This is a genomic window from Prevotella sp. khp1 (assembly GCF_900102205.1).
GTDB classification, from domain to species: domain Bacteria; phylum Bacteroidota; class Bacteroidia; order Bacteroidales; family Bacteroidaceae; genus Prevotella; species Prevotella ruminicola.
In genome coordinates this window covers 849,221-873,371 of sequence record NZ_FNJZ01000001.1, presented here as the reverse complement: position 1 = coordinate 873,371, position 24,151 = coordinate 849,221, and the positions used below count along the sequence as shown (strand labels likewise).

21 protein-coding genes are annotated in these 24,151 nt (G+C 40.8%); 4 read left to right on the top strand and 17 right to left on the bottom strand.

The features are described from left to right. The gene (locus tag BLR73_RS03790; RefSeq protein ID WP_091859086.1) at positions 1-792 is read right to left on the bottom strand and encodes a glycosyltransferase family 2 protein; all 792 of its coding nucleotides are present in this window, start codon (positions 790-792) and stop codon (positions 1-3) included. A gap of 91 nt (positions 793-883) precedes the next feature. Here BLR73_RS03790 and BLR73_RS03785 point away from each other — a divergent pair, with 91 nt between their 5' ends. From BLR73_RS03785 to BLR73_RS03775, 3 genes are read left to right on the top strand one after another with little or no spacing between them, the layout of a single operon-like run. Next, positions 884-2,485 (top strand): ATP-binding protein, encoded by a 1,602-nt coding sequence (locus BLR73_RS03785; RefSeq protein WP_091859083.1) that lies wholly within the window; start codon positions 884-886, stop codon positions 2,483-2,485. 9 nt (positions 2,486-2,494) lie between these two features. After that, complete coding sequence (locus BLR73_RS03780) at positions 2,495-3,580, top strand: acyltransferase family protein (protein WP_091859080.1); 1,086 nt, start codon at positions 2,495-2,497, stop codon at positions 3,578-3,580. Beyond that, positions 3,571-4,482 (top strand): glycosyltransferase family 2 protein, encoded by a 912-nt coding sequence (locus tag BLR73_RS03775; protein ID WP_091859077.1) that lies wholly within the window; start codon positions 3,571-3,573, stop codon positions 4,480-4,482. Before BLR73_RS03780 ends, BLR73_RS03775 begins: the two co-directional genes overlap by 10 nt. 6 nt (positions 4,483-4,488) lie before the next feature. On the opposite strand, the gene BLR73_RS03770 is transcribed toward BLR73_RS03775, so the two are convergent. From BLR73_RS03770 to BLR73_RS03720, 11 genes are all read right to left on the bottom strand, one after another. Next, positions 4,489-5,235 (bottom strand): hypothetical protein, encoded by a 747-nt coding sequence (locus BLR73_RS03770; protein WP_091859074.1) that lies wholly within the window; start codon positions 5,233-5,235, stop codon positions 4,489-4,491. Then, on the bottom strand, positions 5,232-6,503 hold the full coding sequence (locus BLR73_RS03765) for an ABC transporter ATP-binding protein (RefSeq protein WP_091859071.1): 1,272 nt from the start codon (positions 6,501-6,503) through the stop codon (positions 5,232-5,234). The genes BLR73_RS03770 and BLR73_RS03765 overlap by 4 nt, the downstream gene beginning before the upstream one ends. Positions 6,504-6,515: 12 nt before the next feature. Then, complete coding sequence (locus BLR73_RS03760; RefSeq protein ID WP_091859068.1) at positions 6,516-7,367, bottom strand: ABC transporter permease; 852 nt, start codon at positions 7,365-7,367, stop codon at positions 6,516-6,518. Positions 7,368-7,437: 70 nt separating this feature from the next. Beyond that, positions 7,438-8,610 (bottom strand): glycosyltransferase family 2 protein, encoded by a 1,173-nt coding sequence (locus BLR73_RS03755; RefSeq protein ID WP_091859065.1) that lies wholly within the window; start codon positions 8,608-8,610, stop codon positions 7,438-7,440. A gap of 3 nt (positions 8,611-8,613) precedes the next feature. After that, positions 8,614-9,777 (bottom strand): glycosyltransferase family 2 protein, encoded by a 1,164-nt coding sequence (locus BLR73_RS03750; RefSeq protein ID WP_091859062.1) that lies wholly within the window; start codon positions 9,775-9,777, stop codon positions 8,614-8,616. Positions 9,778-9,780: 3 nt separating this feature from the next. Beyond that, the gene (locus BLR73_RS03745; protein WP_091859059.1) at positions 9,781-10,653 is read right to left on the bottom strand and encodes a glycosyltransferase family 2 protein; all 873 of its coding nucleotides are present in this window, start codon (positions 10,651-10,653) and stop codon (positions 9,781-9,783) included. Continuing rightward, positions 10,637-12,169 (bottom strand): O-antigen ligase family protein, encoded by a 1,533-nt coding sequence (locus tag BLR73_RS03740; RefSeq protein WP_091859056.1) that lies wholly within the window; start codon positions 12,167-12,169, stop codon positions 10,637-10,639. Before BLR73_RS03740 ends, BLR73_RS03745 begins: the two co-directional genes overlap by 17 nt. Further along, positions 12,170-14,347, bottom strand: coding sequence for a GumC domain-containing protein (locus BLR73_RS03735; protein WP_091859054.1), 2,178 nt, complete (start codon positions 14,345-14,347; stop codon positions 12,170-12,172). Between the two features lie 11 nt (positions 14,348-14,358). After that, complete coding sequence (locus tag BLR73_RS03730; protein WP_091859051.1) at positions 14,359-15,369, bottom strand: TolC family protein; 1,011 nt, start codon at positions 15,367-15,369, stop codon at positions 14,359-14,361. A gap of 15 nt (positions 15,370-15,384) precedes the next feature. Beyond that, positions 15,385-16,584: a sugar transferase gene (locus BLR73_RS03725; protein ID WP_091859048.1), complete on the bottom strand. Its 1,200-nt coding sequence runs from the start codon at positions 16,582-16,584 to the stop codon at positions 15,385-15,387. 9 nt (positions 16,585-16,593) lie between these two features. Then, positions 16,594-16,959: a response regulator transcription factor gene (locus BLR73_RS03720; protein ID WP_013063705.1), complete on the bottom strand. Its 366-nt coding sequence runs from the start codon at positions 16,957-16,959 to the stop codon at positions 16,594-16,596. Between the two features lie 184 nt (positions 16,960-17,143). Here BLR73_RS03720 and BLR73_RS03715 point away from each other — a divergent pair, with 184 nt between their 5' ends. Continuing rightward, positions 17,144-18,634 carry a xylulokinase gene (locus BLR73_RS03715; RefSeq protein WP_091859045.1) on the top strand — a complete coding sequence of 497 codons (1,491 nt, stop codon included), beginning with the start codon at positions 17,144-17,146 and terminating at the stop codon, positions 18,632-18,634. 40 nt (positions 18,635-18,674) lie between these two features. On the opposite strand, the gene BLR73_RS03710 is transcribed toward BLR73_RS03715, so the two are convergent. The 5 genes from BLR73_RS03710 to BLR73_RS03690 all read right to left on the bottom strand — a co-directional run bounded on the left by BLR73_RS03710 (position 18,675) and on the right by BLR73_RS03690 (position 24,147). Next, on the bottom strand, positions 18,675-19,844 hold the full coding sequence (locus tag BLR73_RS03710; protein WP_091859042.1) for a GDP-L-fucose synthase family protein: 1,170 nt from the start codon (positions 19,842-19,844) through the stop codon (positions 18,675-18,677). Beyond that, positions 19,834-20,925, bottom strand: a complete 1,092-nt coding sequence (gmd, locus tag BLR73_RS03705) for a GDP-mannose 4,6-dehydratase (RefSeq protein ID WP_013065500.1) — start codon at positions 20,923-20,925, stop codon at positions 19,834-19,836. The genes BLR73_RS03710 and gmd overlap by 11 nt, the downstream gene beginning before the upstream one ends. Before the next feature lie 15 nt (positions 20,926-20,940). After that, positions 20,941-22,008: a mannose-1-phosphate guanylyltransferase gene (locus BLR73_RS03700; RefSeq protein WP_033149969.1), complete on the bottom strand. Its 1,068-nt coding sequence runs from the start codon at positions 22,006-22,008 to the stop codon at positions 20,941-20,943. Positions 22,009-22,088: 80 nt separating this feature from the next. Then, positions 22,089-22,727 carry a DedA family protein gene (locus BLR73_RS03695; protein ID WP_013065076.1) on the bottom strand — a complete coding sequence of 213 codons (639 nt, stop codon included), beginning with the start codon at positions 22,725-22,727 and terminating at the stop codon, positions 22,089-22,091. A gap of 1 nt (position 22,728) precedes the next feature. Further along, positions 22,729-24,147 carry a tetratricopeptide repeat protein gene (locus BLR73_RS03690; protein WP_143010874.1) on the bottom strand — a complete coding sequence of 473 codons (1,419 nt, stop codon included), beginning with the start codon at positions 24,145-24,147 and terminating at the stop codon, positions 22,729-22,731. Positions 24,148-24,151: the final 4 nt, after the last annotated feature.

The following is a 24,151-nucleotide window of genomic DNA, read 5'->3' as shown; positions in this document are numbered from 1 at the left end:
TTACTTTTTAATGATTAGTCTTAATATGAAGTTCGAAAAGTATTTTACCAATTTTCTGGCTCTTATTGTCTGAGTCAGTAGCAGTGCCTGATCTAGAAGCTCATCATCGACAGGATATAATCGTTGATAGTCAGCAAGAATTCGAGGTGGGAACATTTTTTTGAGTATTTGTTCTCTTTCTTTTGGAAGCAGACCATTAGAATTGGTACTAATGCCACTTGTATCATAGTCGGCGACGATGACGTCAATATTTCGGAATGTGCAGTTTTCGAATACGATAGTCTCAAGGCAGAATTTCCAATCAGAAAGGATTTTGTAATGCTCGTCATAAGGATGCTTAACCAACAAATCTCTTTTGATAAGCATGGCCTGATGGGGGAGACTAGCCCTCATGAGATCTACCAGGGTAATTGATGGGGTGGCTAATCCACTTGCTGTTGTGGCATTTCCTTTAATAACTTTTCCACAGACAATATCTTCTTGATAATCTTTTAAAGATTCCAATATGTTTGGAGAATGGAAGCTGTCACCAGAATTCATGAAAATGCAATAATCCCCATGGGATTGAGCCACGCCTTTGTTCATGGCGTGATATATACCATGGTCTTCCTCTGAAACCCAGTAGGTGATGTGTTGCTCATACTCTCTTATGATATCTACGCTTCCATCTGTTGAACCTCCATCAATAATGATAAATTCAAATTTGTTATATGTCTGGCATACAATGCTTTTTATTGTATGCTTTAACCCTTCTAGATTGTTATAATTGATGGTGATAACAGAGTACCTCATTTGCTAATTTTTTGCAAAGATAATGTTTTTTTAGCGAACAATAGAATTGTTCTCAGTTTTTTTTTGTATTTTTGCCCAAAATTTACATGATATGGAGAGATACTTTAATACTGCAGGCCCAAATAGGGCAGAGTGCGAATATACGTTGAATCCTCTAAGTCGATTTGACTTAGAAGATATTCTCGGATATATCGCACAGGGTAAGTATTTCGTGTTGCATGCACCACGGCAGACTGGCAAAACTTCTTGTATGTTGGCTTTGCGTGATTACCTGAATGCTTCTGACAATTATATTTCGGTCTATGCTAATGTAGAAGGTGGTCAAGCTTCGAGAAATGATGTACAGAGCGTAGTGAAATCAACTATTGATACGTTGACACGTGAAGTGATTCTTGTGACGAAAAATGAATCTGTAAATGAAATAAGAAATAGTGTACAGGATTTAGGTAAAGACTCGATGTTGACAATCTTTCTATCTAAATTGTCTGAAACACTGAGTAAGCCTTTAGTCCTTATAGTTGATGAGATTGACGCTCTGGTTGGTGACAGCTTGGTTAGCGTTCTTCGACAGTTGCGAGCTGGTTATGCTAACCGTCCTAAGGCTTTTCCGCAGACGGTTATTCTGTGCGGTGTACGAGATGTGCGTGACTATCGTATTGTCCTCTCCAATCAGGATATTGTTACAGGCGGTTCCGCTTTTAATATCAAGGCAGAGTCATTGCGACTTGGTAATTTTTCCAAAGAAGAAATCCACGAACTCTACATGCAACATACCAACGAGACAGGACAGAAATTTGAAGAAGCTTGTTTCCCATTAGTATGGAATGCTACTGAAGGCCAACCTTGGTTGGTTAATGCTTTGGCAAGAGAGGTGACATGGAGCATGAAAGAGAATCGTGACCGTACGACAACGATTACCCCGGAAATGATGTATAAGGCTCAGGAGCATCTTATTTATAGGCGGGACACTCATATCGATATACTGATAGACAAGCTGCAAGAGCCTCGTGTGAAACGTGTGATAGAACCGATTTTGGCTAATAGCGATGAAGCTGACGATAGCTTGTTGCCAAATGATGATGTTCTCTATGTACAAGACATGGGACTTATAAAAGTCGAGAGGGGGAAGCCGCGAAGGATTGCTAATGGCATCTATCGGGAAGTTATACCTCGTGAATTGACTTGGAGTACCCAAGGGGCATTGGTTCAAGAACCTCAATGGTATCAGAATGCTGATGGCAGTATTAATATGGAGAAACTATTGTTAGATTTCCAGCAGTTCTTTCGTGAGAATTCAGATGCCTGGATTTCAAAATTTGATTATGCCGAAGCTGGGCCACAGCTTTTGTTACAAGCATTTCTTCAGCGTATCGTAAATGGTGGGGGATATATTGATAGAGAGTATGGATTGGGGCGAAAGCGCACTGATCTGCTGATTCGTAAACCTCTTACAGAAGGATATGGGGGGCCTGTGCAGCGAATTGTCTTAGAACTCAAAATCAAGCGGTACTCGTTGGAGAAAACAATTCAAGACGGATTGGAACAGACTTATGCTTACATGGATCAAGTCGGTTCGGTAGATGAGGCCCATTTTATCCTGTTCGATCGTACTAAAGACAAAACATGGGAAGAGCGCATTTGGCATAAAGAATATGAATATAACAATAAGAAAATTATTGTTTGGGGAATGTAATTTGATTATATGGGAAAGAATAATTGTAATAGCATAACAATTGCAAAAGCCATAGGTATTATTCTTATGGTTGTTGGACATTCTGGCTGCCCGCAAATGCTATCTAAATTTATATATCTTTTCCATATGCCTTTGTTCTTTTTCTGTTCTGGTATTTTTTTTAGTGAATTGAATGGCCATAAAGCGGCTATACAATTTTTAAAAAAGCGAATAAAGGGCCTATATGTTCCTTTTGTTAAATGGTCGGTTCTCTTTCTGCTTCTCCACAATTTGCTAATGTCTGTAGGAATATATAATACCAGTTATGGCTATGAAGGTGGATCTTTTTATTATACGCTTTCGGAGATGGTCCACAAACTAATTGGTATATTGTTTACAATGCATGATTATGAAGAATTGCTGGGAGGATTCTGGTTCATCCGTGCTTTATTTGTTTCTTCAATACTAATTGTTTTTTTTTCATTGTTATTGAAGAGTGTTTCAAAATATAAGTATGAATTACTATGTGTTTTTTTTCTTATACTAACGATCGTTATTAGAAGGCTTGCTCCAGATCCTGAGTTTTGGAGGGATATCTCAATGGGTGCTTTAGGAGCGTTCTTTTATATGACAGGCAACGTATTAATGCGGTATAAAGGATGTTGGCAGAATAAATATGGGACTATATTGTGTTGCTTTATTCTGTTCTTGTCATACTTTTATTTCAAGACACCTGTCTCAATGGGATGCGGTTTTAATAAGGTCCTCTTATATTCGATAGCGGCTGTTGCTGGTATATTGCTTACTCTAAATGTTTCAAATGTGATTAACTACTCTTCTTCTTTTCTGAAGCGTCCATTATATTTTGTAGGAAATCATACTTTGGAAATACTTGCTCTTCATTTCCTTATGTTTAGAGTTGTAAGCTATTTATATTTATTGGGCTATGACATGGATGTTAGTCATATTGCTGAGCATCCTGTAATAGCGAGTATTCATACTCCATGCTATTTGTGGTTAATCTATTCTATAGTGGGAGTTTTAGTTCCTATTATGCTTGTGATTTTTTATCATTTTTTTTGTATTTCTTTTAAAAAGATTAGTTTATGGAATTGAATTTCACGATTATTATTCCTCATTTCAACACTCCTGCGTTGTTACTCAGACTTATAAAGTCTGTTCCAGAGCGTAATGATTTGGAATTAATTATTGTTGATGATAATAGCGATCCAACTGTTGTTGATTTTGACAACTTTCCTGGTGCAGATAGAAAACAGGTTACTATCATAAGAAATTCAGAGAACCACGGTCCTGGATACTCTAGAAATTTTGCTATTCCACAAGCCAAAGGTAAGTGGATTATATTTGCAGATGCTGATGATTATTTTAATGAAGGTTTTGATGCTTTTTTGAGTCAATTTGCAAACAGTGATGCAGATGTAGTGTATTTCAGTGCTAACAGCGTAGATTCTGATACCCTTAAGCCGAGTAATAGAGCCGATCATATACATGAGTACATGCGACTTTATGATATTGATAAGAAACAAGGTGAACCAATATTGCGTTATAAGTTCTCAGAAACAGTTTGTAAAATGGTAAAAAGAGAACTGATAAACAAGTATTCAATAGTATTCGATAGCACCTTAATTCATGAGGATGTTAGATTTGCATGTTCTGTTGGACGTTATGCCAAGAAGATTGAGGTTGCGAATCAAGAATTATATTGTATAACATCCCGTGAGAATTCTGTGTCAAGAAAGATGTCAATGGATATTTATCTTGACGAATTGCGAGTGTTCTCTAGATGGAAGAAATTTCTTCTTGAGGTTTACCCTTCATTTGATTTGCCAAAGTTTGATTATCGTTTTTATAATTTTTCGAGACATTTATATAAGGATAATAAACTTTTCCGTAAAGAATACAAGATTATACGAGAGGCAGGATTTGGTAGATGGTTTGTTGTTAAAAATATAATTAAGTACCTATGGAAATCCGTAGGGTATAAACTAGGAGTGTAGTTGTTGTTATTGATTATTGCTTGCGTTAATGATTTTTTTGTAAAATTGGCATTTTTGTCTTATGGAATATTTTACATATCTCACGCAAAATGAGAGTGTGTGGGCTTCGTCTTGGTATACTTCTCCAGTAGATCCAGACATGCCTTCTATGCGTGGTATGATATAGAATGGTGAATATGAGAGATCATGATACTTTCTAAAAGTATCGATAAGTGCATGTTCGAAAAAATACCCTTTTGAATCATCAATGTCTTCTTTTGAAGTTAGAAACTTTGTATAAAAGATAGTAGGTGCAATTATCAATCTGCTATCGGAAAATGATAAATCTGAATTGATGGAGAAAAAAACTGTTTTGTGATTAAATAATACACTATGGAGCGATATAACAGAGTTGATATTCTTTACAACAAGTCTGCCTGTAATTTTTGCTATGCGCTTGTCTTTAGATGTCTTTATTATATTGGAGTGATCAAGTGCATATTGAATAATTTCACATTCACCATATCCTTTTCCTCTTTCTTTTCTTTGGTTTCCGCAAAACGAAAGATATTCTAAACGACCAGACTGTATATATGTTTTAAAAAGATAACTAATATCTGAATTTGAATTATCTACAAATACAACAGAGTATCCTGTCTTTTGTAAGTAAAAATTTAGAGCATTGATATATTGCTCTTTTCTTACTTCTTTATCATTGAGAGTCGTTTGTACCATTCCATTCGGCTCAATACAGCCTGTTAGAAGAATAATCATATCAATTCATCATTTAGTCCAATTAATCCGAAGCCTTCTTGGTCAATGGCTTTTCCATAGTCTTTTTGGAATCCTTCGCAATCGAGAATACAGCAATTGGGTGCTTTTATGTAATACTCAACCATTGGGTGATGTATATAAAGATCTATTGTAACGGCACCTTTTGTGAGAATATCAGGTAGTATAATTGTCTTATGAATTTTAAATTCTCCTTTGGGAAGATGCTGAATGGTTCCCATATAATGGCCTTTGGCATATGCTGCCAAGGGTACCCCTTCTTTACTTTTGAATATCATCATAATATCGTAGTTCATATCTTCTTCGGTATCTCCTTCAATGAGTAACTCGAGAGACTTTTGCCCATTTTTTACAATAGAACGTGATTTCGGGGTATTATTAATCTCTATATTCTTAATTTTTATCGTGTATTTCTTCCATTGCAGGTTGTTGATAATCAACTCATCTTGTTTCCCGTCATCATCCTTCAGATAATGATCAAGGGTGTCTGGTATACTGCCGATATAATCTATTGTACCATTTTTGAGCATCACACCACGGGTGCAGAGACTACGAACGGCTGCCATATTGTGACTAACAAAAAGCACTGTGCGGCCTTCTCCTTTGCTGACATCCTGCATTTTACCGATAGCTTTCTTTTGGAATTCTGCATCGCCAACTGCAAGAACTTCATCAACAACAAGGATCTCGGGTTCCAAGTGGGCTGCAATCGCAAATCCTAAACGGACCATCATACCAGATGAGTAGCGTTTTACAGGTGTATCTACGTATTTAGCAACTCCTGCGAAGTCAACAATCTCATCGAACTTACTCTTGATTTCAGATTTGGTCATACCCATAATGGAGCCGTTCATGAAGATATTCTCTCGACCAGTCATTTCTGGATGGAAACCTGTTCCTACTTCAAGTAGAGAGGCAATACGTCCTTTGATTTTGATATCGCCAGTAGTAGGGGAGGTGACACGAGAGAGAATTTTTAGAAGGGTGGATTTACCTGCACCATTCTTGCCGACTATACCAACTACGTCTCCTTGCTCAACTTTAAAGTTGATGTCACGAAGTGCCCAAACAAAACGACTGTCGCCCTTTTGAGTACGATCATTGGTTTCACCAATCTTCAGATAGGGGTCTTCCTTCCCTCGGATATTGGCCCACCAGCGATTGAGGTCCTGGCTGAGAGTGCCTGTACCGATAGTGCCAAGAATATATTGCTTGCCGACGTTGTTGAATTCTATAACTGTATTGCTCATAAGTAGATTGTATTAGATGACATCCATAAAGTTGCGTTGTACTCGGTTGAAAATAATGATACCAACCATGAGGATTGCGATAGTAAATATAAAGCTGTATCCAAAGTAGAACCAATTGAATTCGCCAACGCCTGTGAAGGCATATTTGAAGGTTTCAAGAATGGCAGTCAGTGGATTGACAACTAATACCCAAATATACTTGGGATATGTCTCTTTCATCACTGATAGAGGATAGATAACAGGGGTGGCATACATCCATAGCTGAACGCCAAATGTTATCAAGAATCTTAGGTCACGGTATTTGGTAGTCATGGATGATATGATCATACCAAAACCTAAGCCAAGACCTCCCAACATAAAAATTAATAATGGCACTAAGCATAATGCTGCATTAATTTGAAAATCTATTCCTGATGCAAAATAATAGATGTAAACGACCAAGAATAATGCGAATTGAATGGCCATTTTTATGAGATTGGAGATAACAATCGAGAGTGGTACCACCAATCTTGGAAAATACACTTTTCCAAAAATAGCTTGGTTGGCATTGAAAGTATCAGAGCATTTACTGAGGCAATCCTGGAAATAGTTCCAACAAACGAGGCCTGCCAGATAAAAGACGGCTTGTGGGATGCCATCTGTAGAAATTCCTGCAATGCCGCCAAACACAAACATAAACATAATCGTTGTGAATAGAGGCTGAATGACGAACCATAGTGGGCCGAGGATGGTTTGCTTATAAAATGTCACAATATCGCGTTTGACATACATAGTCAAAAGGTCACGATAACGCCAGATTTCTCCGAAATCAATGTTTAGCAGATTGCTCTTGTTTGTTATTATGATATCCCAGTCTTTAGCCATAATGCTTATTTTTTGCAAAAATAGTACAATTAAACGATACTGCCAAATTTTTAATCACAAATTCGTAGAATTATGTAGTATGCTCGGTATGAATGAAGTCGGTATTTTTTCTATCTATGTGGAGGATGTTTTTGAGCATGCGTAGTACCAGCCCTGGAATTGTAAATACCTTAGAAAATGAGCGGAATCGGATTTCTTTGGGGATGGCTACGAACAATGACAGACCTAATACGGCCAGTGTGATCAACCATTTTTCACTCCATACGGGCATGACTATTGCCATGAAGATAGAAATAGCTGTTAATAATACTATTAATATCGATCGTGGAATGAGTGCCTGCTGGATGGTCTTGTCAACAAAGTTGATTTTACCATGAATGAGGGCTCCCGGAATCTTTGGCAGGTTGCTCATCAAACTCTGAACCTGAGCGGTCATCCAGCGCATACGTTGCTTCTGGAAGTTGTCCTGATTGCTGACTTTCTCGTCGAATACATGGATATCAGGAGCATATTTGATAAATACCTCTTGATGGAGGAGAAGGGCTTCCATCTCACGGTCTTCACCTGCTGTCGAAAGTTTGAATACATTCTTTCTAAATAGTTCGTAGTCGAAGCACATGCCCGAACCGATCAAAGCTGAAGAAAGTCCCAAACGGTTATGGGCTTTGCGGAATAGCGTATTGTTGATTTCTTCACTGGCACCATCAAGAACAGCGACATCATTATTGGCATTCTTGGCGCAACGATGGCACTGGATGGCGTCGTAAATAGAACAAAGAATATTAAGTTGCGACAAAAATTCTGGGCGTACGACATTGTCGGCATCCAATACAACTACATTGTCAAATGTTTCAGGAATTGTATCGATAGCATATTGCATGGCTTTTGCCTTCGAACTCTTTTCAAAGGTAGGGGTCAGCAATGTAATGGGGAGAGAACGAAGATAATCATTCGTCTCAGGTTGCATATGGTCAGAGATGACTGCTACAGTATATAAGTCATCTGGATAATCCTGCTCTAAGAAATGCTCCACTGCATTGATGATGACGCGATCCTCATTATAGGCTGGATAGAGTATAAGGAATTTTGTCATCCTATTAGTCAGTGCTGCAGCATGAATAGCTACGCGATCTTCTTTTTCATAGAATAACGAGATAACTGCGAAGAATGCCACATAGGCTACTGAGCCTAAGATAAGCACCCAGAGGGTAATGTCGATAATGTGTAATATCTGCCAAATCATAATTTATTGTTTATTTAGTTGGTTCTTTTTATTTTTATTTAAAAATTTAGTACTGATGATTCCCCACAGTGTGACAAATGGTGAACGTAGAAATGTACGATCCCACATTTCGTCAACCAGGTAATCAGGTGTTGCTAAGGCAAAGAAAAATAGCACTGCGGAACTGATAATCCACCATTTGAGAGCCAATGTTAAATATATGAATGGTAACATGATACTCATAAGCATCATGATGCCTATCATACTGGTTCGAGGCATGAGCATCCATTGAATAAGTTTGTCAGCCCAATCGTATTGTTTACGGAAAAAAGCACCAGGAAGGTATCGAATGTTCTTCAACAGATTTTGGAACTGCTGCAGCGTCCAACGACTATGTTGTTCATTCATCTTACTGGTGGTTCTTTTTTTCTCACCATATAATAGAATGTTGTCGAAGTAATCAATGAAATAGCCCTGTTTTAGCAGAAGTGCTTCTAACTCCTTATCTTCACCTGCGGTTTTGGCTTTCATAACATTGGTCTTGAACCATGTAAAATCGTATGCCGTTCCAGATCCGGCTAAAGCTGCTGAGATACCCAAATTAATATGACCTTTGCGGAAGATATTGTTATTGATTTCCTCGAAAATAGAGCCCATACGCGCAGCAGCAGTATCTCTATTTCGAGAAATTCGATGCATCTGGATGGCTTTTGTGGCGGCCGTTTCAAAGGCATCATTGACTTTTGTCAGGAAGTCTTGCTCAACGATGTTGTCTGCATCTAAAATCAATGCGATGTCATAGATCTTAAATTCCGGTAATTTAAGAATGGCATATTGAAGTGATTTCGCTTTGGTACTTTCGGCAAAATCGGGTGTTAATAAAGTGATAGGGTATTGAGCCAATCGCATGTTGGTGATTTCTGATTGGTGGTCAGATACTACCACGACGTCGAAGAGACGTTGTGGATAGTCTTGGCTTAAGATGGATACAACAGCTTGTTCAATGACCTTGTCTTGTTTATGAGAAGGGATAATGATGGCAAAGCGGTTCTGATTTTTTGCTTTGTTTTGAATCGTATCTCTAGTGAAAAGAGACGCTACAGAAAAAATGCCGAGATAAAGCACTGTTCCTGCAACGGGGATAAATAGTATCCAGTCGATGATATATAATAAAATCCAGAAATCCATAATTTAATTTTTGAAAGATAAAATTCCTCGGAAGACGGACTTTACTAAATCAAATCTGCCTTGGAGGGTATTTTTGATTATGTCGCGAGTGGCGACGATACCTATAAGGTATATATATGAGAGGTATTTGTTAATACCTTTGTAATTGCGTTTAACAAGAAGCAGCCTATTGCGGGTGATATAGTAGGTACGAAGTGGGCTGTTTTGACCTGTTGTCTGACTTTCCTTATGATACACTGTGCAGGCTGGATCATACCAAATTTCATAACCAGCACGGGTGAACATCATAGACCAGTCGAGCTCTTCGTAATAGAGGAAGAAACATTCTGGCATAAGTCCGACTTTCTCAATTGCTGCTCGCTTCATCAGCATAGCTGCCCCATGAGCATATGGTGTAGGGTGGGCAGTGTCGTATTGCCCCGCGTCTTCTTTGCCAAAGCCTATAGCTTGATTTCTCACTGTTATTGGCGAAAGTGGGGTATAACCGGCATACTGAATAGGATTATTACCCCATGTAAAACGAAGCTTTGGACAGACAATGCCGATTTTATCTGATGATTCGAGTCGCTCAATAAGTGGATCTATATTGAACTTTTTGAAATAGGTATCGTTATTAATCAAGAGAATGTATTCTCCTTTCGCTTCATTGATGCCTAGATTATTACCACCAGCAAAGCCGAGATTATACTGACTACGGATGACTTTTACATGGGGATATCTCTCGGCGATGATGCTTGCTTCGTCTTCTTTAGAGGCATTATCTACCACTATCACCTCCAGATTGCTGTTGAAGGGGATGGTATCAATCAATTCACTGGTGTCATTTAAACCATTGTAATTGATGGTGATAATTGATAATCTATACTCGTTTTGCAAGCTTCTTCTCTAATTTTAAGCGTTTCTTTTTTTCTTGTTCTTCTAACCGTTGTTGTTCGTATTTAATCCATTCTGGCTCCAGATAAGGCAGTAAATAAACGATTGCCATTCCGCCAAAGAAAGTTACTCCATTAGGATACTGATAAATAACCTGATTTGCATAACCTCCTAATTGGATAGCGGTAAAGGCCGCACACATTCCCGCCCCGATGCCGATTAATGATTGGTTTTTTAATTTATACAATACTACATACGATGCCCCTGATAATATGATAATCATACAAAGAGCAAATATCGAAACACCGATAATACCTGTTCTTATCCATATGAAAACGTATTCAGAATCAGGTGGAATCTCTGATAGCAATTTGAATTTGTTCCAAGTTGGAATGTTGTCTGAGTACATGCCAATGCCAATCCCCCAAGGCGCATCTTTCATATATTTTGCTATGGCAGCCTTATTTACGTCACGTACATTCGCTGATGCATCTTTTTTGTCGAATGCAGATCTCATTCGGCGGATTTGTTGGTTGCTATTTCCTATGTTTGTAAAAACAAGTAAAGCTAAAAGAACTGCTCCTAAGATAGCACTTGGAACCATTATACGGATGGATTTGGAGAGGACTAAAAAGACGACAAATCCTCCCGCCATGCATAATATTGCTGTTCGCGTTCCGGATTGGAACATTCCCCATATAACAACTATCGAAGTTAATAAAAAGAATATTTTGTCTTTCCTGATTTTTGAAGTGATTCCAAAAATTATAAATGCAAGCGCTGCACAAGCAGCATTACACCCATAGTTGGCTGCATCAGAGAATGTTGACCAATATCTAATTAAAGTGCCTGCTTGAAGTAGGTGCGTATTCATACCTGCACCATATAAAAAGGACATTTCAGCACTTGTTAGTCCGAAGGTAATCATTTTCCATGTCCAAAATGCAGAGAAAAGTGAAAGGAATGCCCATAGTTTTAGATATCTAATCAAAATTTGAGGTGTTGTTATGTATATGCTAAATACAATTAATATCCATAGCAAGTGTAGTGCCATTAATCGTGCACCAGTAAACCAAGCTGATATATTAATTCCCAATCCGCATGTGTCATTAAAAATTTCAACTATACAGAAACCAAACCATATGGAGATGGCTAATAACATTATATTTAAAATCCTTTCAAAATGTACGTTTACTCGTGCGTCAATTAAAGCCATGGCTATCAGGAGAATCTCAATGGCTTCGTCTATTATTGATATTGGTACGGGAATATGAATATTTTTAAATGAAACTAAATAATTTGCCACGATAAGTCCCCAAAATGCAGCCATCCTCCATTTGAAAATAGAATAGCCGGCAAGAATAATAATTGGTGAAATGCATACAGCAGCAAAAGTACTAAGCCCACTATGTAAAAATTCGTATATTTCAAGCAAAAACAGGAGAAAGAGTATAATAACCCTTCCTCCGTTTTCATGAGCATATTCGGATATTCTATTAGAATAGACTTTTTTTACCATTTATTTTGCATGACTATTTTCTACTGCGGTCAGACCCATCTGTGACATTCTGTAGATGAAGTTGTTAAATGATGTATATGGTGGTAACTGGCCTACAAATTCTTCAACAGCATAACGCTGACATTCAGTTAAGTACATGAAAAGGGAATTTTTGTTCTCTAATCGTTCATTTAATTCCTTTAATGCCTTTTGATCAACGTCTTTCCATGTACGATTGGCACGCGTAACCATCAAATTGACTGTACCCATATTGAGTAATGCAGAAGGGATTGAATTATCGTCCAAGTTTGGATACTCAACAATGGCAATTTCGTTTGGCAGTAGATCAGGACATATGTCTTTGATGTCCTTGGCCATGATGAAACGGCTATCTTCTGCCAAGTAGTCTTCGTCGTATGTGATGCGTCGAACCTGAAGACCTATCGAAATCCAATAGTTCTCCAACTCTTGGGCAATATAACTTTTGCCATTGGCAGCATCTGTTGAAATCAGATTAAGCACATTCTGTTTGCCTTCTTCAAAATGAGGAAGGAGCGCTTTACTAAGCTGACGAAGAGCCATGTCAGCAATGGTCTTGTTGAATCGGCGATAGCGCAAATTACTTTCTTTTGGGAAACAACCCATCACAGGAATCTGTGTAATACGTTCAGAACGCATACGATCGCGAAGTGTACGATCCAATAACTCTATAATGAAGAAATACATAGCTGTAAACATAAGAGTTAGTATGAATGCGCCTAATAGTATCATCGTGCGATTCGTAGGTTGCGCATTCATCGGAAACATTGGTGGATTGAGCACACGAAGAGTTGCTGTAGACATTTGTAGGTTTTTCTGGCGAAGTCGTGCTGCATTTAGTGCTTTCAACATTTCCATATAGTTACCCTCAATGAAACTAATATGTCGATCTTTTCTTGCTAATGTTGCGCCTATTGGGGCATAATAGAGTATCTCATTGTCCAATTTTCCGCGCATAATATCTTGAGCAGATTCTTGGGCTTTGGCTTTCTCCAATAACAGAACTTGGTCCAACCATTTTCCGACCATGTCACTAGCTTTTACACCAGCCTCTGTGTTGTAGTTTCCTGCTTCAATGTCTTTTACCAAACTTCTGACATTGTTGGAAGCACTTTGAAGCATTTTTTCTGCCTTAGCTAGTTCTAATTGTGATTCGATCTCATTACCTCCACCTTCGCTGTTCATTAACTTAAGGTTGGATATTCGCGATTGGATGCGAGAAATATCTGTGACTTGATTCGTGAAGTCTTTATTGGCTTTAATGATTTTTGCTCTATCACCAAGCTGGCGCTCGAGATAGTTCATTAGTGCACGGGTTGTTGTTTTATCTATAATGATGTTGTTGTCTGAAATCTTCTGGCTGGCATCAAGCCCTGCCAATTGGCTTGTTTGTTCGCCATAGTTGATAATACGTTTTTCGATGTTATAGCGGATAAGGTCGTCTTCTGCATTTGTCAGAATACGATATAAACGTGCAACCTCGCGTTCGAAGAATTTAATAACATTGTTGGTTTCGCCATAACGGAGTAAACTATATTGACGTGCGAAAACTTCGTTCAGAATATCTAATGTGTTATATGCAATTCCTGGATCATTGCACGAATAACCAATATCTATGATATCACTTCTTGACAATTGAACTACTTTAAGGCGGCTTGTAATGCTGTTAATACCAAAATATTGGTGATAATTAGTTAAGCCAAATACATAGTTATCCGCAGATGGGCGTTCGTAAGCTTTGAGATTGGCATATGTCGCGTTTTCACTATTATGATTAATTAAAGCTTTGACTTCAGTCGGAACGCTATTTAGAAGCTGACGAAAATGCTCAGCTGAGATATAATTATTATCTTTGTTAGCGTTGCCATACATCATACAACGAGCAAATAGACGAAGCGAAACCTCGTGAACTGTTGCATCAGTTGTAATTAAAAGTATGAGGTTGGTAATGTTCGTCTGTGAATTACCACCGGCAGTACCCGTTCCTCCTTCTAGATTATATCCCGTAATCATACCCGTATAGATGGTGGTGTTTGTATCAAAAACACGTTCCATATCACGGGTAGAAAACCACGCTACCACCAATGCTATCATTGGAAGGATGATGAGGTACCATCTAATTTTATTTAAAAATCTGACAATATATCTAAATAAATCCATAGTGGCATATTTTATTTCTTTTGTTTTTTTACGGCTTTGGCTTCGGCTTTAGCGGCTTTGGCTGCAGCTTTTGCTGCTTTTAAATCAGCTTTGGCTGCTTGGGCCTCTGCTTTGGCTAATTGTTTTTCTAATCTTATTTCTTTTTCTTTGTCTTCTTTCTCTAGTTTTTTTATACGTTTCTCTGTAGCCTTGTTTTCTTTTGCAATTTCTTTGGCAGACTTGTGAAGGCTTTTGTCCAACGTGATTTCAGTTGTTGCATTAGTAATAATTGGAGTGTGAGTTAATATTTCAAGAGTAATTATATCTGTGGTAATTTCAGTTTGTAAACTTTGATATCCAGACACTTGCCCACTTTCATACATTTTTGTTGATGCATAAGAGGCTATTTCCATATTGCCATTCTCGAATTCTTCTTTGTTCAATGCACCAGCTCCTTGAAAGGCCGCAGCTGCTTCACCTAGTGTCTTGAGAGAAACTAAGTTGTTCGTAATTTTGATAAATAAAGTTGCTATTTGTAGCTTAAGTTGATCGTAAGCAATATCTTTCTTAATTACTGCTTCATCTGCTTCAAGTCTTTTACGCTTTATGGCAGCTTTCAAATCTAAAATGTCTTCAACAGGAATTGCTAAGCCTACACCAATATTCCAATATGCAGATTTTGTTCCTTGATATTGATAGATAGTTGCACTGTAAGCTGATGAATTGTTTCCCCACATGTCGCCTATACCGTAACTGTAGCTAGCATGGCCTGTAAGGTATGAGAATATATGGCGCTTTTGTTTGGCCACCTCTGCCTCAGCTATTTGACGTGCCTTTTCAAGCGACAAAATCTGTGGACTTGATTTTGCATTTTCAAATAACACAGCCAATGGTGGCAAATGGAATTCAGAAAAGTTGATGTCTTTTTCGTTGCTGGCATCAAAGAAACCTGCACTGATACCGCTCTCGTTGAATTGGGCGAGGGCAGTGGTATAGGTTGTAGCCAATGCAAAAATGAATATCAGTCGTCTGAATCTGTTCATGACAATGGAATTTAGTTATACATTCTCCTTCTGTACGAAGGCAAAGAAAGTACGGAACAGGATCTTCATATCCAACCAGAAATTGTATGTCTGGCCGTACTTGATATCGAGTTGCTTGCGCTCCTCGGCTGACATCATGCCACCTTTGCCGCGCTCCTCAACCTGCCAAAGACCGGTGAGACCTGCGGGAGCCATAAAGCGGTCGATGCTGGTATCGATGGTAAGCTTCTCGGCCTCGTAGAGTGGGAGAGGACGGTTACCAACAACTGACATATCGCCCTTGAGGATATTGAAGAGCTGAGGTAGCTCGTCGATGCTGAATTTACGGATGAATTTGCCCACTTTCGTAACGCGTGGGTCGTTCTCAATCTTAACGAAAGCGTTATTGATTTCTTCTTTCTTCTCCTTGCTATAGTCGGTTTCTGATATCACAAAGTCGTCGCCTACCAGCATGACCTCGTCGTCAGCAATCATCATGTCGGTATCGTCGCCAATCATCATATTGGCTCCCATATCCAAGCTACTGATGCTCTTAGTTGTTTGCTCGGTCTGCTTATTCATTTCGGCATACTGGTTGCCAGCTTCCTTAGCAACTTCCTTCAAGCGCTCTTCGGCATCCTGATACATAGAGCGGAACTTCAAGAAGTTAAAGATGGTATAGTTGGCACCTACACGTTTTGACTTGAAGATAACCGGACCTTTACTCTCCAAACGGATGGCGATAGCCGTGAGTATGAAGATGGGAGAGGTAAGAATGAGTACGATGATAGCGAATAGTACATCGAAGACTCTCTTCCAAAGAGGAATCTTGAAACGTAACATTCTGTATTTAGGCTGCTGATCATCGAACAGCATATTCTCACGGTCGGAAATAAACTGAATCTTCTTATTAAGTTCTGTAATAGAAGCGTTACAATCAAGGGTATCGTTGATACCACTCTTCTGGTAAACCGAACGGTTCTCTGCAGTAAGTTCCTTGGTGAGCAGAATAATATAGATGTGCTTATTCTTTTTCTTTAAATAGTTGATGGCGTTAATATCTGCGTCTTGCTCGCCCTGTTCGTAAAACACAATAAAATGCTCGTTACGGACATGCGTTGAACACGCTGATGCCGCATCCTTGTAATTTCTTGTGTACTGCACCAATCGACCGGGGATGTACCTTAATCGCTCCTCGGTCTTGGGATTGCTGCCAAGATATACAACACCTATCATATTATTTATTTAGGGAATAATCTTTTTTACTCGTATTTTTAACTCCATGGGGTTGAAGGGCTTGACGATATAGTCCTCGGCACCAATCTCCAGCAGGCGGATACGCTCACTGGTGGAGTCTTCGCTGGAAAGCATGATGACAGGAATCTGCTTGAACAGTTCGTTCTGTTTAATCCACTCCAAAAAGTCATCGCCACGCATTCCTGGCATACGAATATCTGAGATGATGAGGTCGGGGGTGTTGCCTGCCTGCAGCCACTTTACGCCCTGTAAACCATCGGGCAACCACTGTACATCGTAGTCGCTCATCAGATAAATTGAGAGAACCTTTGCAATGGTCTCTTTGTCGTCAAGGATTAATATTTTCTTTTTCATATATGAATTATATTAATACGCAATTTTTAATCATTCTACGTGCAAAGGTAAACAAAAAAATTAAATTGAACTCAAAAATACGTAAAAAAATCACTTTTTTATGGAAAAAAGTCGTTTTTATTAAATTATTTAGGGAAATTTGCATTTGAAACGTACTATAAATAAGAATCATTATTAAATTGTTATGGCAAATAGATATCTATTAGGTTTTGATGTCGGTAGCTCGTCAGTGAAGGCATCGTTGGTTAACGCCGATAGCGGCAAGTGTGTGGCAACAGCTTTTTATCCTGAAAAGGAGGCTCCTATTATGGCTGTAAAGGCTGGATGGGCAGAGCAGGATCCACAGATGTGGTGGGATAACGCCAAATTGAGTCTGCAGAAGATTATGAAGGAGAGTGGCGCTACAGCTGAGGAGATTAAGGCTGTGGGTATTTCGTATCAGATGCATGGCTTGGTTTGTGTAGATAAGGATCTGAAGGCATTGCGTCCAGCTATTATTTGGTGCGACTCACGTGCTGTACCTTATGGCGAGAAGGCTTTCAAGGATCTCGGTGCTGACAAGTGCTTGAGTTATCTGTTGAATTCCCCCGGTAACTTTACCGCTGCCAAGTTGGCTTGGGTAAAAGAAAATGAACCAGAACTCTATAGTAAAATATATAAGGTAATGCTGCCTGGTGATTATATCGCTATGCGACTGAGTGGTGTGGCTAATACCACTGTCAGCGGTCTGTCAGAGGGTATGTTCTGGGATTTCAAGAATAATCAGGTGGCTGATTTCTTGATGGATTACTATGGATTCGATCATTCGCTGATTGCTGATATCGTTCCAACCTTTGCTGAGCAGAGCGTTGTAAGTGCTGAAGCTGCTGCTGAGATGGGCCTGAAAGCTGGTACTCCTATCACCTATAGAGGTGGTGACCAGCCAAACAATGCGCTCTCGCTGAATGTGCTGAATCCTGGTGAGATTGCTGCTACAGCCGGTACATCGGGTGTAGTTTATGGTGTACTTGGTGATGTGAACTACGATCCACAGAGCCGTGTAAATACTTTTGCACATGTGAATCATACTGCAGATCAGACTCGTCTGGGTGTGCTGCTTTGTATTAATGGTACTGGTATCTTGAATGCTTGGACTCATCGTAATATCACACCTGAGATCGGCTATGCAGAGATGAATGATCTGGCTGCCAGCGTGCCCATTGGTAGCGAGGGCGTGACAGTGATTCCATTCGGAAATGGTGCTGAGCGCGTATTGGAGAACAAGGAGATTGGTTGTTCAATCAACGGTTTGAACTTCAACAAACACAATAAGGCTCACTTGGTTCGTGCAGCTCAGGAGGGTATCGTATTCTCATTCTGCTATGGTATGGAGATTATGCAGCAGATGGGTATGGATATTAAGAAGATTCACGCTGGTAAGGCTAACATGTTCTTGAGTCCATTGTTCCGTAATACACTGGCTGGTGTGAGTGGTGCAACCATCGAACTGTATGATACTGATGGTTCGGTAGGTGCCGCCAAGGGTGCTGGCTTAGGTGCAGGCATCTATGCCAATGCTTCTGAGGCTTTCGCTTCGCTGGATAAGTTAGAGGTGATTGAGCCAGATGCTCAGAACCGTGCTGCTTACCGTGCTGCCTATGAGGCTTGGAAAGAAACTTTGAAAAAGAATATGTAATAAATAATTAACCCTCGCCGATTGGCGAGGGTTAATTATTTTAAACTAAACTAGAACGATACCATTCGAATAGTTTCTTGACACCATCTTCAATCTCTACCTTGTGTGTCCAACCGAGAGAATGAAGTTTTGAAACGTCAATCAATTTGCGCATGGTGCCATCGGGCTTGGTAGTGTCGAACTCTACAGTTCCTTCGAAACCAACAGCTTTTACAACCAATTCGGAAAGCTCGCGTATTGTGAGTTCTTTACCTGTACCCACATTGATGTGGCAGTTGCGTATTTCGCCTAACTTGGGGATAGCACCTCCGCGACCTGCAGAATGGTTGCGATCGACAGCACCATCGGTAGAAGCGCCGTAGTGTACAGAAGAATACTTCTCGATGCCGATAATGTCGCTAAAGTTTACATTGAGCAGTACGTGAACTGATGCATCAGCCATATCCTCACTCCAAAGGAACTCGCGAAGTGGTGTGCCTGTACCCCAGAGTGTAACCTTGTTGTTCTCAATACCATACTTGGCCAGGACTGTCAAGATTTCCTGCTGAGAAGCATCGCCGTTGACACCTTCAACTGGACGCTTGTTCAGGTCGATGGCAATCTTATCCCATGCATTATCGTGGATGAGTTTGGCCAGGTAAACCTTACGCATCATGGCTGGCATCACATGACTGTTTTCCAGATGGAAGTTGTCGTTAGGACCATAGAGGTTGGTAGGCATTACTGCGATATAGTTGGTGCCATACTGCAGATTGTAGGATTCACACATCTTCAAGCCTGCAATCTTGGCGATAGCATACTCCTCGTTGGTATATTCCAATGGCGAAGTGAGCAGGCAATCCTCCTTCATTGGTTGTGGTGCGTTCTTTGGATAAATGCAAGTAGAGCCTAAGAAGAGCAGCTTTTTGACACCGTGAGCATAGGCTTCGCTAATGACATTGCACTGAATCTTCATGTTCATCATGATGAAGTCGGCGCGATACAGTGAGTTGGCCATGATGCCACCTACAAAGGCTGCTGCCAGCACAACGGCGTCAGGGCGTTCCTCATCAAAGAACTGCTTAACGGCTACCTGGTCGGTAAGGTCGAGCTCTTTGTGAGTGCGGCCTACCAGATTGGTATAGCCTCGCTGAAGCAGATTATTCCAAATAGCGGAACCCACAAGTCCGTGGTGTCCCGCTACATATATTTTACTTTCTTTACTGAGCATCGTCCATGTGAGCTTTTAAGAAGAGTTTCTTAACGAACTTCATATCGTGCTGAACCATGATCTTTACCAGATCCTCGAACGAAGTCTTCTGTGGGTTCCAGCCTAACTTGGCTTTAGCCTTGGCAGGATTACCTAATAGCTGATCAACCTCGGCAGGACGGAAATACTTAGGATCGACTTCAACCAGTGCTTTGCCAGTTGCCTTGTCGTAACCCTTCTCGTCAACACCGTCGCCACGCCATTCGAGCTCGATGCCAACCTCCTTGAAGGCGAGGGTAGCAAACTCACGAACGGTATGATATTCGCCAGTGGCAATTACGAAATCGTCTGGCTCGGGTTGCTGCAGGATGAGCCACATGCACTCGATGTAATCCTTGGCATATCCCCAGTCGCGCAGAGAGTTAAGGTTACCCAGATAAAGCTTGTCCTGATAACCCTGAGCGATACGAGCGGCTGCCAATGTGATCTTACGGGTAACGAAAGTCTCACCACGGCGCTCACTCTCATGGTTAAAGAGGATACCATTGCAGCAGAACATATTATATGATTCGCGATAGTTCTTCATAATCCAGAAACCATATAGCTTAGCTACGGCATATGGAGAGCGGGGATAGAATGGGGTAGTCTCGCTCTGTGGAACTTCCTGTACCTTACCGTAGAGCTCTGATGTAGAGGCCTGGTAGATGCGGCAGGTATCAGCCAAACCTGCAATGCGTACGGCTTCCAGCAAGCGGAGCACACCGTTAGCATCGGTATCGGCTGTGTATTCGGGAACGTCAAAAGAAACCTTCACATGACTCTGGGCTGCGAGGTTATAAATCTCGGTTGGGCGAATCTTTGAGATGACACGGATCAGAGATGATGAATCGGTCATATCTGCCCAGTGGAGATTAACAAGGCGGGCCTTTTTCATATCACGAACCCACTCGTCGAGATAAAGATGTTCGATACGGGCTGTGTTGAATGAAGATGAACGACGCATGAGACCGTGAACCTCATAACCTTTTTCAATAAGGAACTCGGCCAGATATGAGCCGTCCTGACCGGTAATACCGGTGATTAGAGCAACTTTTTTTTCCATTATAGTTTGTTTATATTAATTATTTCCTGAGAATTGTTTGATACGCTGTTCCTCCGAAAGTTTGCAGATGAGCAGTGTGTCGTTGTTTTCGGCTACGATATAACCATCGAGGCCCTGAATAACTACTTTCTTTTCTTGCATGGTGTGAACAATGCAGTTGTGACTCTCTATCAGGTTTACATCGGGACCGATGCTGGCATTGCCATAGAGGTCTTTCTTGCTTTGCTCGTGGAGTGAGCCCCAGGTGCCCAGATCGCTCCAACCGAAGTCGGATGGGCAAACGAAAATCTCTTCGGCCTTTTCCATGATGGCATAGTCGACAGAAATATTTTCGCATTCGGGGAACAGACGGTTGATTTCTTCCTGTTCCTTGTCGGTACCATAAATAGGTAACAGCGACTCGAATATCTTGGCCATTGAGGGCTGGTAGATGCGGAAAGCATTTACAATGGTATTTACATTCCAGATGAAGATACCTGCATTCCAGAAATAATAGTTCTTTTTGATATATTCCTGAGCCGTTTCGAGATTGGGCTTCTCGCGGAAAGAGTCGACTCTGAAAATCTCTTTGTTTCGGAGCGAGCTGGTACTCAAGTCGGCCTGGATGTAGCCATAACCTGTTTCTGGGCGGTTGGGCTTCATGCCTAGGGTAACGATAGCGTCGGTCTCGCTGGTAAACTGCATGCACTCCTTAATGACACGCTGAAATTCAGCCTTATCTGTCACAATGTGATCGCTTGGTGTTACAATGATGTTAGCCTTTGGGTCTTTCGACTTGATGCGCCAACTAACGTAAGCAATACATGGTGCTGTGTTTCTGCGACAAGGTTCGCATAGAATGTTTCCTGCTGGCATATCAGGCAACTGTTTCTTTACAATTTCCTGATAACTCTGGTTGGTTACCACCCAGATGTTCTCGGGCTTAACCAGATTGCCGAATCTTTCTACCGTTAACTGTAGTAATGTTTTGCCAACGCCGAGAACGTCGATGAACTGCTTAGGGTTCTCGGTAGTACTCATGGGCCAAAAACGGCTACCAACGCCGCCTGCCATGATGACCAAATGGTTGTTTGTTCTTGCCATAATCGTTGTTTGCTGATAATATTGCGCAAAAATACGAAAAATAATAGAAAAGAAAGCATAAAAAAGCAAAAAAATGCTTATTACGCTGACTTTTCTTGTTTATGATTAAGTTTTCGTTTGATGACGAAATAAACGACAGCTACTACAATCAGACCCAGAATGGCGAACTTGATATATTCGGCGTATTCGCTAATTTTGTCGTTCAACTGATCCTCGGGTACAATGGCATGCAGATACCAGCCAAGAAGAGCCAGTACACTATGCCAGCCTCCTGCACCAATGGTAGTAAACAGCAGGAATTTGCCGTAATGCATACGTGCCAAGCCGGCAGGGATGGAAATCAGGTGGCGGATGACGGGAACAAAACGACCGGTAAGTGTCGCTGCAATTCCATGGTCGTCAAAGTATTTCTCGCTTTTTTCAACTTTCTCCTGATTAAGCAGACACATCTTACCCCATTTGCTGTTGGCAAACTTGTAGATGACAGGACGACCAACGTACAGGGCTACAAAGTAGTTAATGCTGGCACCTATGTCGGCACCCAGTGTGGCAAAAAGGATGACTAAGAATACATTTAATGAGCCGCTGGCTGCATGGTAAGCAGCAGGCGTTACTACAAACTCTGACGGTACCGGCACTACTGTGCTTTCTAATAACATCAGAAAGAAAATGGTTGGATACCAACCGAGCGTGTTGAGAATGTTTGTAATAAAATTCATATTAATCGTCTGTATGTTCTAATGCGTACTGGTAATAATCTTTTGGATCCATATGAGCAGGGAAGAACTCGCCTAATATGGCTCTGGCTTCCTCCGGATTGCAATCACAGGCTTTCTTCAGGTAGTATAAGAATTCATCATTCTTCATCAGCTCGTTGCAACATAAGGCCAGATAGGCATAGCCTTCCTTATAGTCCTCGCCAACAGTCTTGAAGAAATCCAAATAGGCATTGTAGGCAAAATGTAAAAACTTGTTGTCGTGATAAGAGATGATGATTCTGAGTCTTACTTTGGGATTGTTACCCGAATCCTGTAATACCTTTGCGAATGCAGCTTCTGCCTCAGCCTCTTTATGGTTGGCTAAGAGAATATGCCCCTTGATAACACCCATGTGGAAATGGTCGCAATCCAATTTCTCGGTCATGTCTATGCACCATAGTGCTTTATCCATCTGGCCTAAGGTGTTATAGGTAAAGGCCATCTCCTGATAGATCTCTGGTAGGTGAATAGAGTCGATGGCGGAAACGCTGACTGCTTTTTTCAGCTTTTCAAGTCCGTCCTTAAACAAGCCTTTGTTGATCAGACAAATGGCCTGATGCAAATAACCGAACTCATCGTCGGGTACCTTCTCGGAATATTTCTGGAAGAATTTGAGAGCTTCGTCGTGGTTACCCATTGCGTACAGGGTATTGGCTTTCGACAGCAGACCATTGGCGTCGTTGGGATCGATGGCAATGGCATATTCGCTACTGGTAAGAGCGCCCGAATAGTCTTCTTTCATATACTGTACGCCTGCCAATGCATTCCAATAATTGGCAGAGTAGGGGTCTTTGTCGAGTAACTCGTTGAAGAGTCGCTCGCTGTCTTTGTATTTGCCCAATCCGAACAGCGTGCGAGCCATCAGTTCCTTGAATCCTACCGAATCGTTGTTGGTAGTGCGGGCTATCCATTCGAAGGCCTTGGCAAACTGGTCGTAATCAAGATACAGACCTACAACGCCTTTCACAAAGTCGGCATATTCATCCTCAGGTAAGTCTTTGATGTATCCTGACAGCAATTCGTCGGCACTGTCCAGCTCTCCTTTCGTGATGAGTATTTCGGCACGTAGGTAGATGCCCTCGATACTATCTAAAGGTTCTACTTTATCGGCATATTGCTCGGCTGTCTTGAAGTCCTTCTTTTCCAAAGCTTCGCGGGCTCTGTAGAGCATCGGACCAACGGCTTCAGGATTGTATTCTATAGCTAAGGAAATGGCATCCTCGGCCTCGGCTAGTCGGTTGTTGTAGTGGTAATAATCGGCAATGTCAGTCAAGTCGTCGGCATCCATATAGATGCGTTCGCCCGACTTGACTGACTCCTCGTATTGCCGTAGGATTTCCTTAAAATCCTCGCTTTCGAAATAATCTAAATCTTCTGGCACTTCT

Bases quoted from the DNA above. Each gene is read 5' to 3' on its own strand.
- BLR73_RS03720 (WP_013063705.1), bottom strand. From the start codon at position 16,959: ATGAAAAAGAAAATATTAATCCTTGACGACAAAGAGACCATTGCAAAG.
- gmd (WP_013065500.1), bottom strand. From the start codon at position 20,925: ATGGAAAAAAAAGTTGCTCTAATCACCGGTATTACCGGTCAGGACGGC.
- BLR73_RS03735 (WP_091859054.1), bottom strand. From the start codon at position 14,347: ATGGATTTATTTAGATATATTGTCAGATTTTTAAATAAAATTAGATGG.
- BLR73_RS03780 (WP_091859080.1), top strand. From the start codon at position 2,495: ATGGGAAAGAATAATTGTAATAGCATAACAATTGCAAAAGCCATAGGT.
- BLR73_RS03760 (WP_091859068.1), bottom strand. From the start codon at position 7,367: ATGGCTAAAGACTGGGATATCATAATAACAAACAAGAGCAATCTGCTA.
- BLR73_RS03790 (WP_091859086.1), bottom strand. From the start codon at position 792: ATGAGGTACTCTGTTATCACCATCAATTATAACAATCTAGAAGGGTTA.
- BLR73_RS03710 (WP_091859042.1), bottom strand. From the start codon at position 19,844: ATGCTCAGTAAAGAAAGTAAAATATATGTAGCGGGACACCACGGACTT.
- BLR73_RS03785 (WP_091859083.1), top strand. From the start codon at position 884: ATGGAGAGATACTTTAATACTGCAGGCCCAAATAGGGCAGAGTGCGAA.
- BLR73_RS03765 (WP_091859071.1), bottom strand. From the start codon at position 6,503: ATGAGCAATACAGTTATAGAATTCAACAACGTCGGCAAGCAATATATT.
- BLR73_RS03750 (WP_091859062.1), bottom strand. From the start codon at position 9,777: ATGGATTTCTGGATTTTATTATATATCATCGACTGGATACTATTTATC.
- BLR73_RS03770 (WP_091859074.1), bottom strand. From the start codon at position 5,235: ATGATTATTCTTCTAACAGGCTGTATTGAGCCGAATGGAATGGTACAA.
- BLR73_RS03755 (WP_091859065.1), bottom strand. From the start codon at position 8,610: ATGATTTGGCAGATATTACACATTATCGACATTACCCTCTGGGTGCTT.
- BLR73_RS03715 (WP_091859045.1), top strand. From the start codon at position 17,144: ATGGCAAATAGATATCTATTAGGTTTTGATGTCGGTAGCTCGTCAGTG.
- BLR73_RS03725 (WP_091859048.1), bottom strand. From the start codon at position 16,584: ATGATAGGTGTTGTATATCTTGGCAGCAATCCCAAGACCGAGGAGCGA.
- BLR73_RS03740 (WP_091859056.1), bottom strand. From the start codon at position 12,169: ATGGTAAAAAAAGTCTATTCTAATAGAATATCCGAATATGCTCATGAA.
- BLR73_RS03700 (WP_033149969.1), bottom strand. From the start codon at position 22,008: ATGGCAAGAACAAACAACCATTTGGTCATCATGGCAGGCGGCGTTGGT.
- BLR73_RS03695 (WP_013065076.1), bottom strand. From the start codon at position 22,727: ATGAATTTTATTACAAACATTCTCAACACGCTCGGTTGGTATCCAACC.
- BLR73_RS03730 (WP_091859051.1), bottom strand. From the start codon at position 15,369: ATGAACAGATTCAGACGACTGATATTCATTTTTGCATTGGCTACAACC.
- BLR73_RS03775 (WP_091859077.1), top strand. From the start codon at position 3,571: ATGGAATTGAATTTCACGATTATTATTCCTCATTTCAACACTCCTGCG.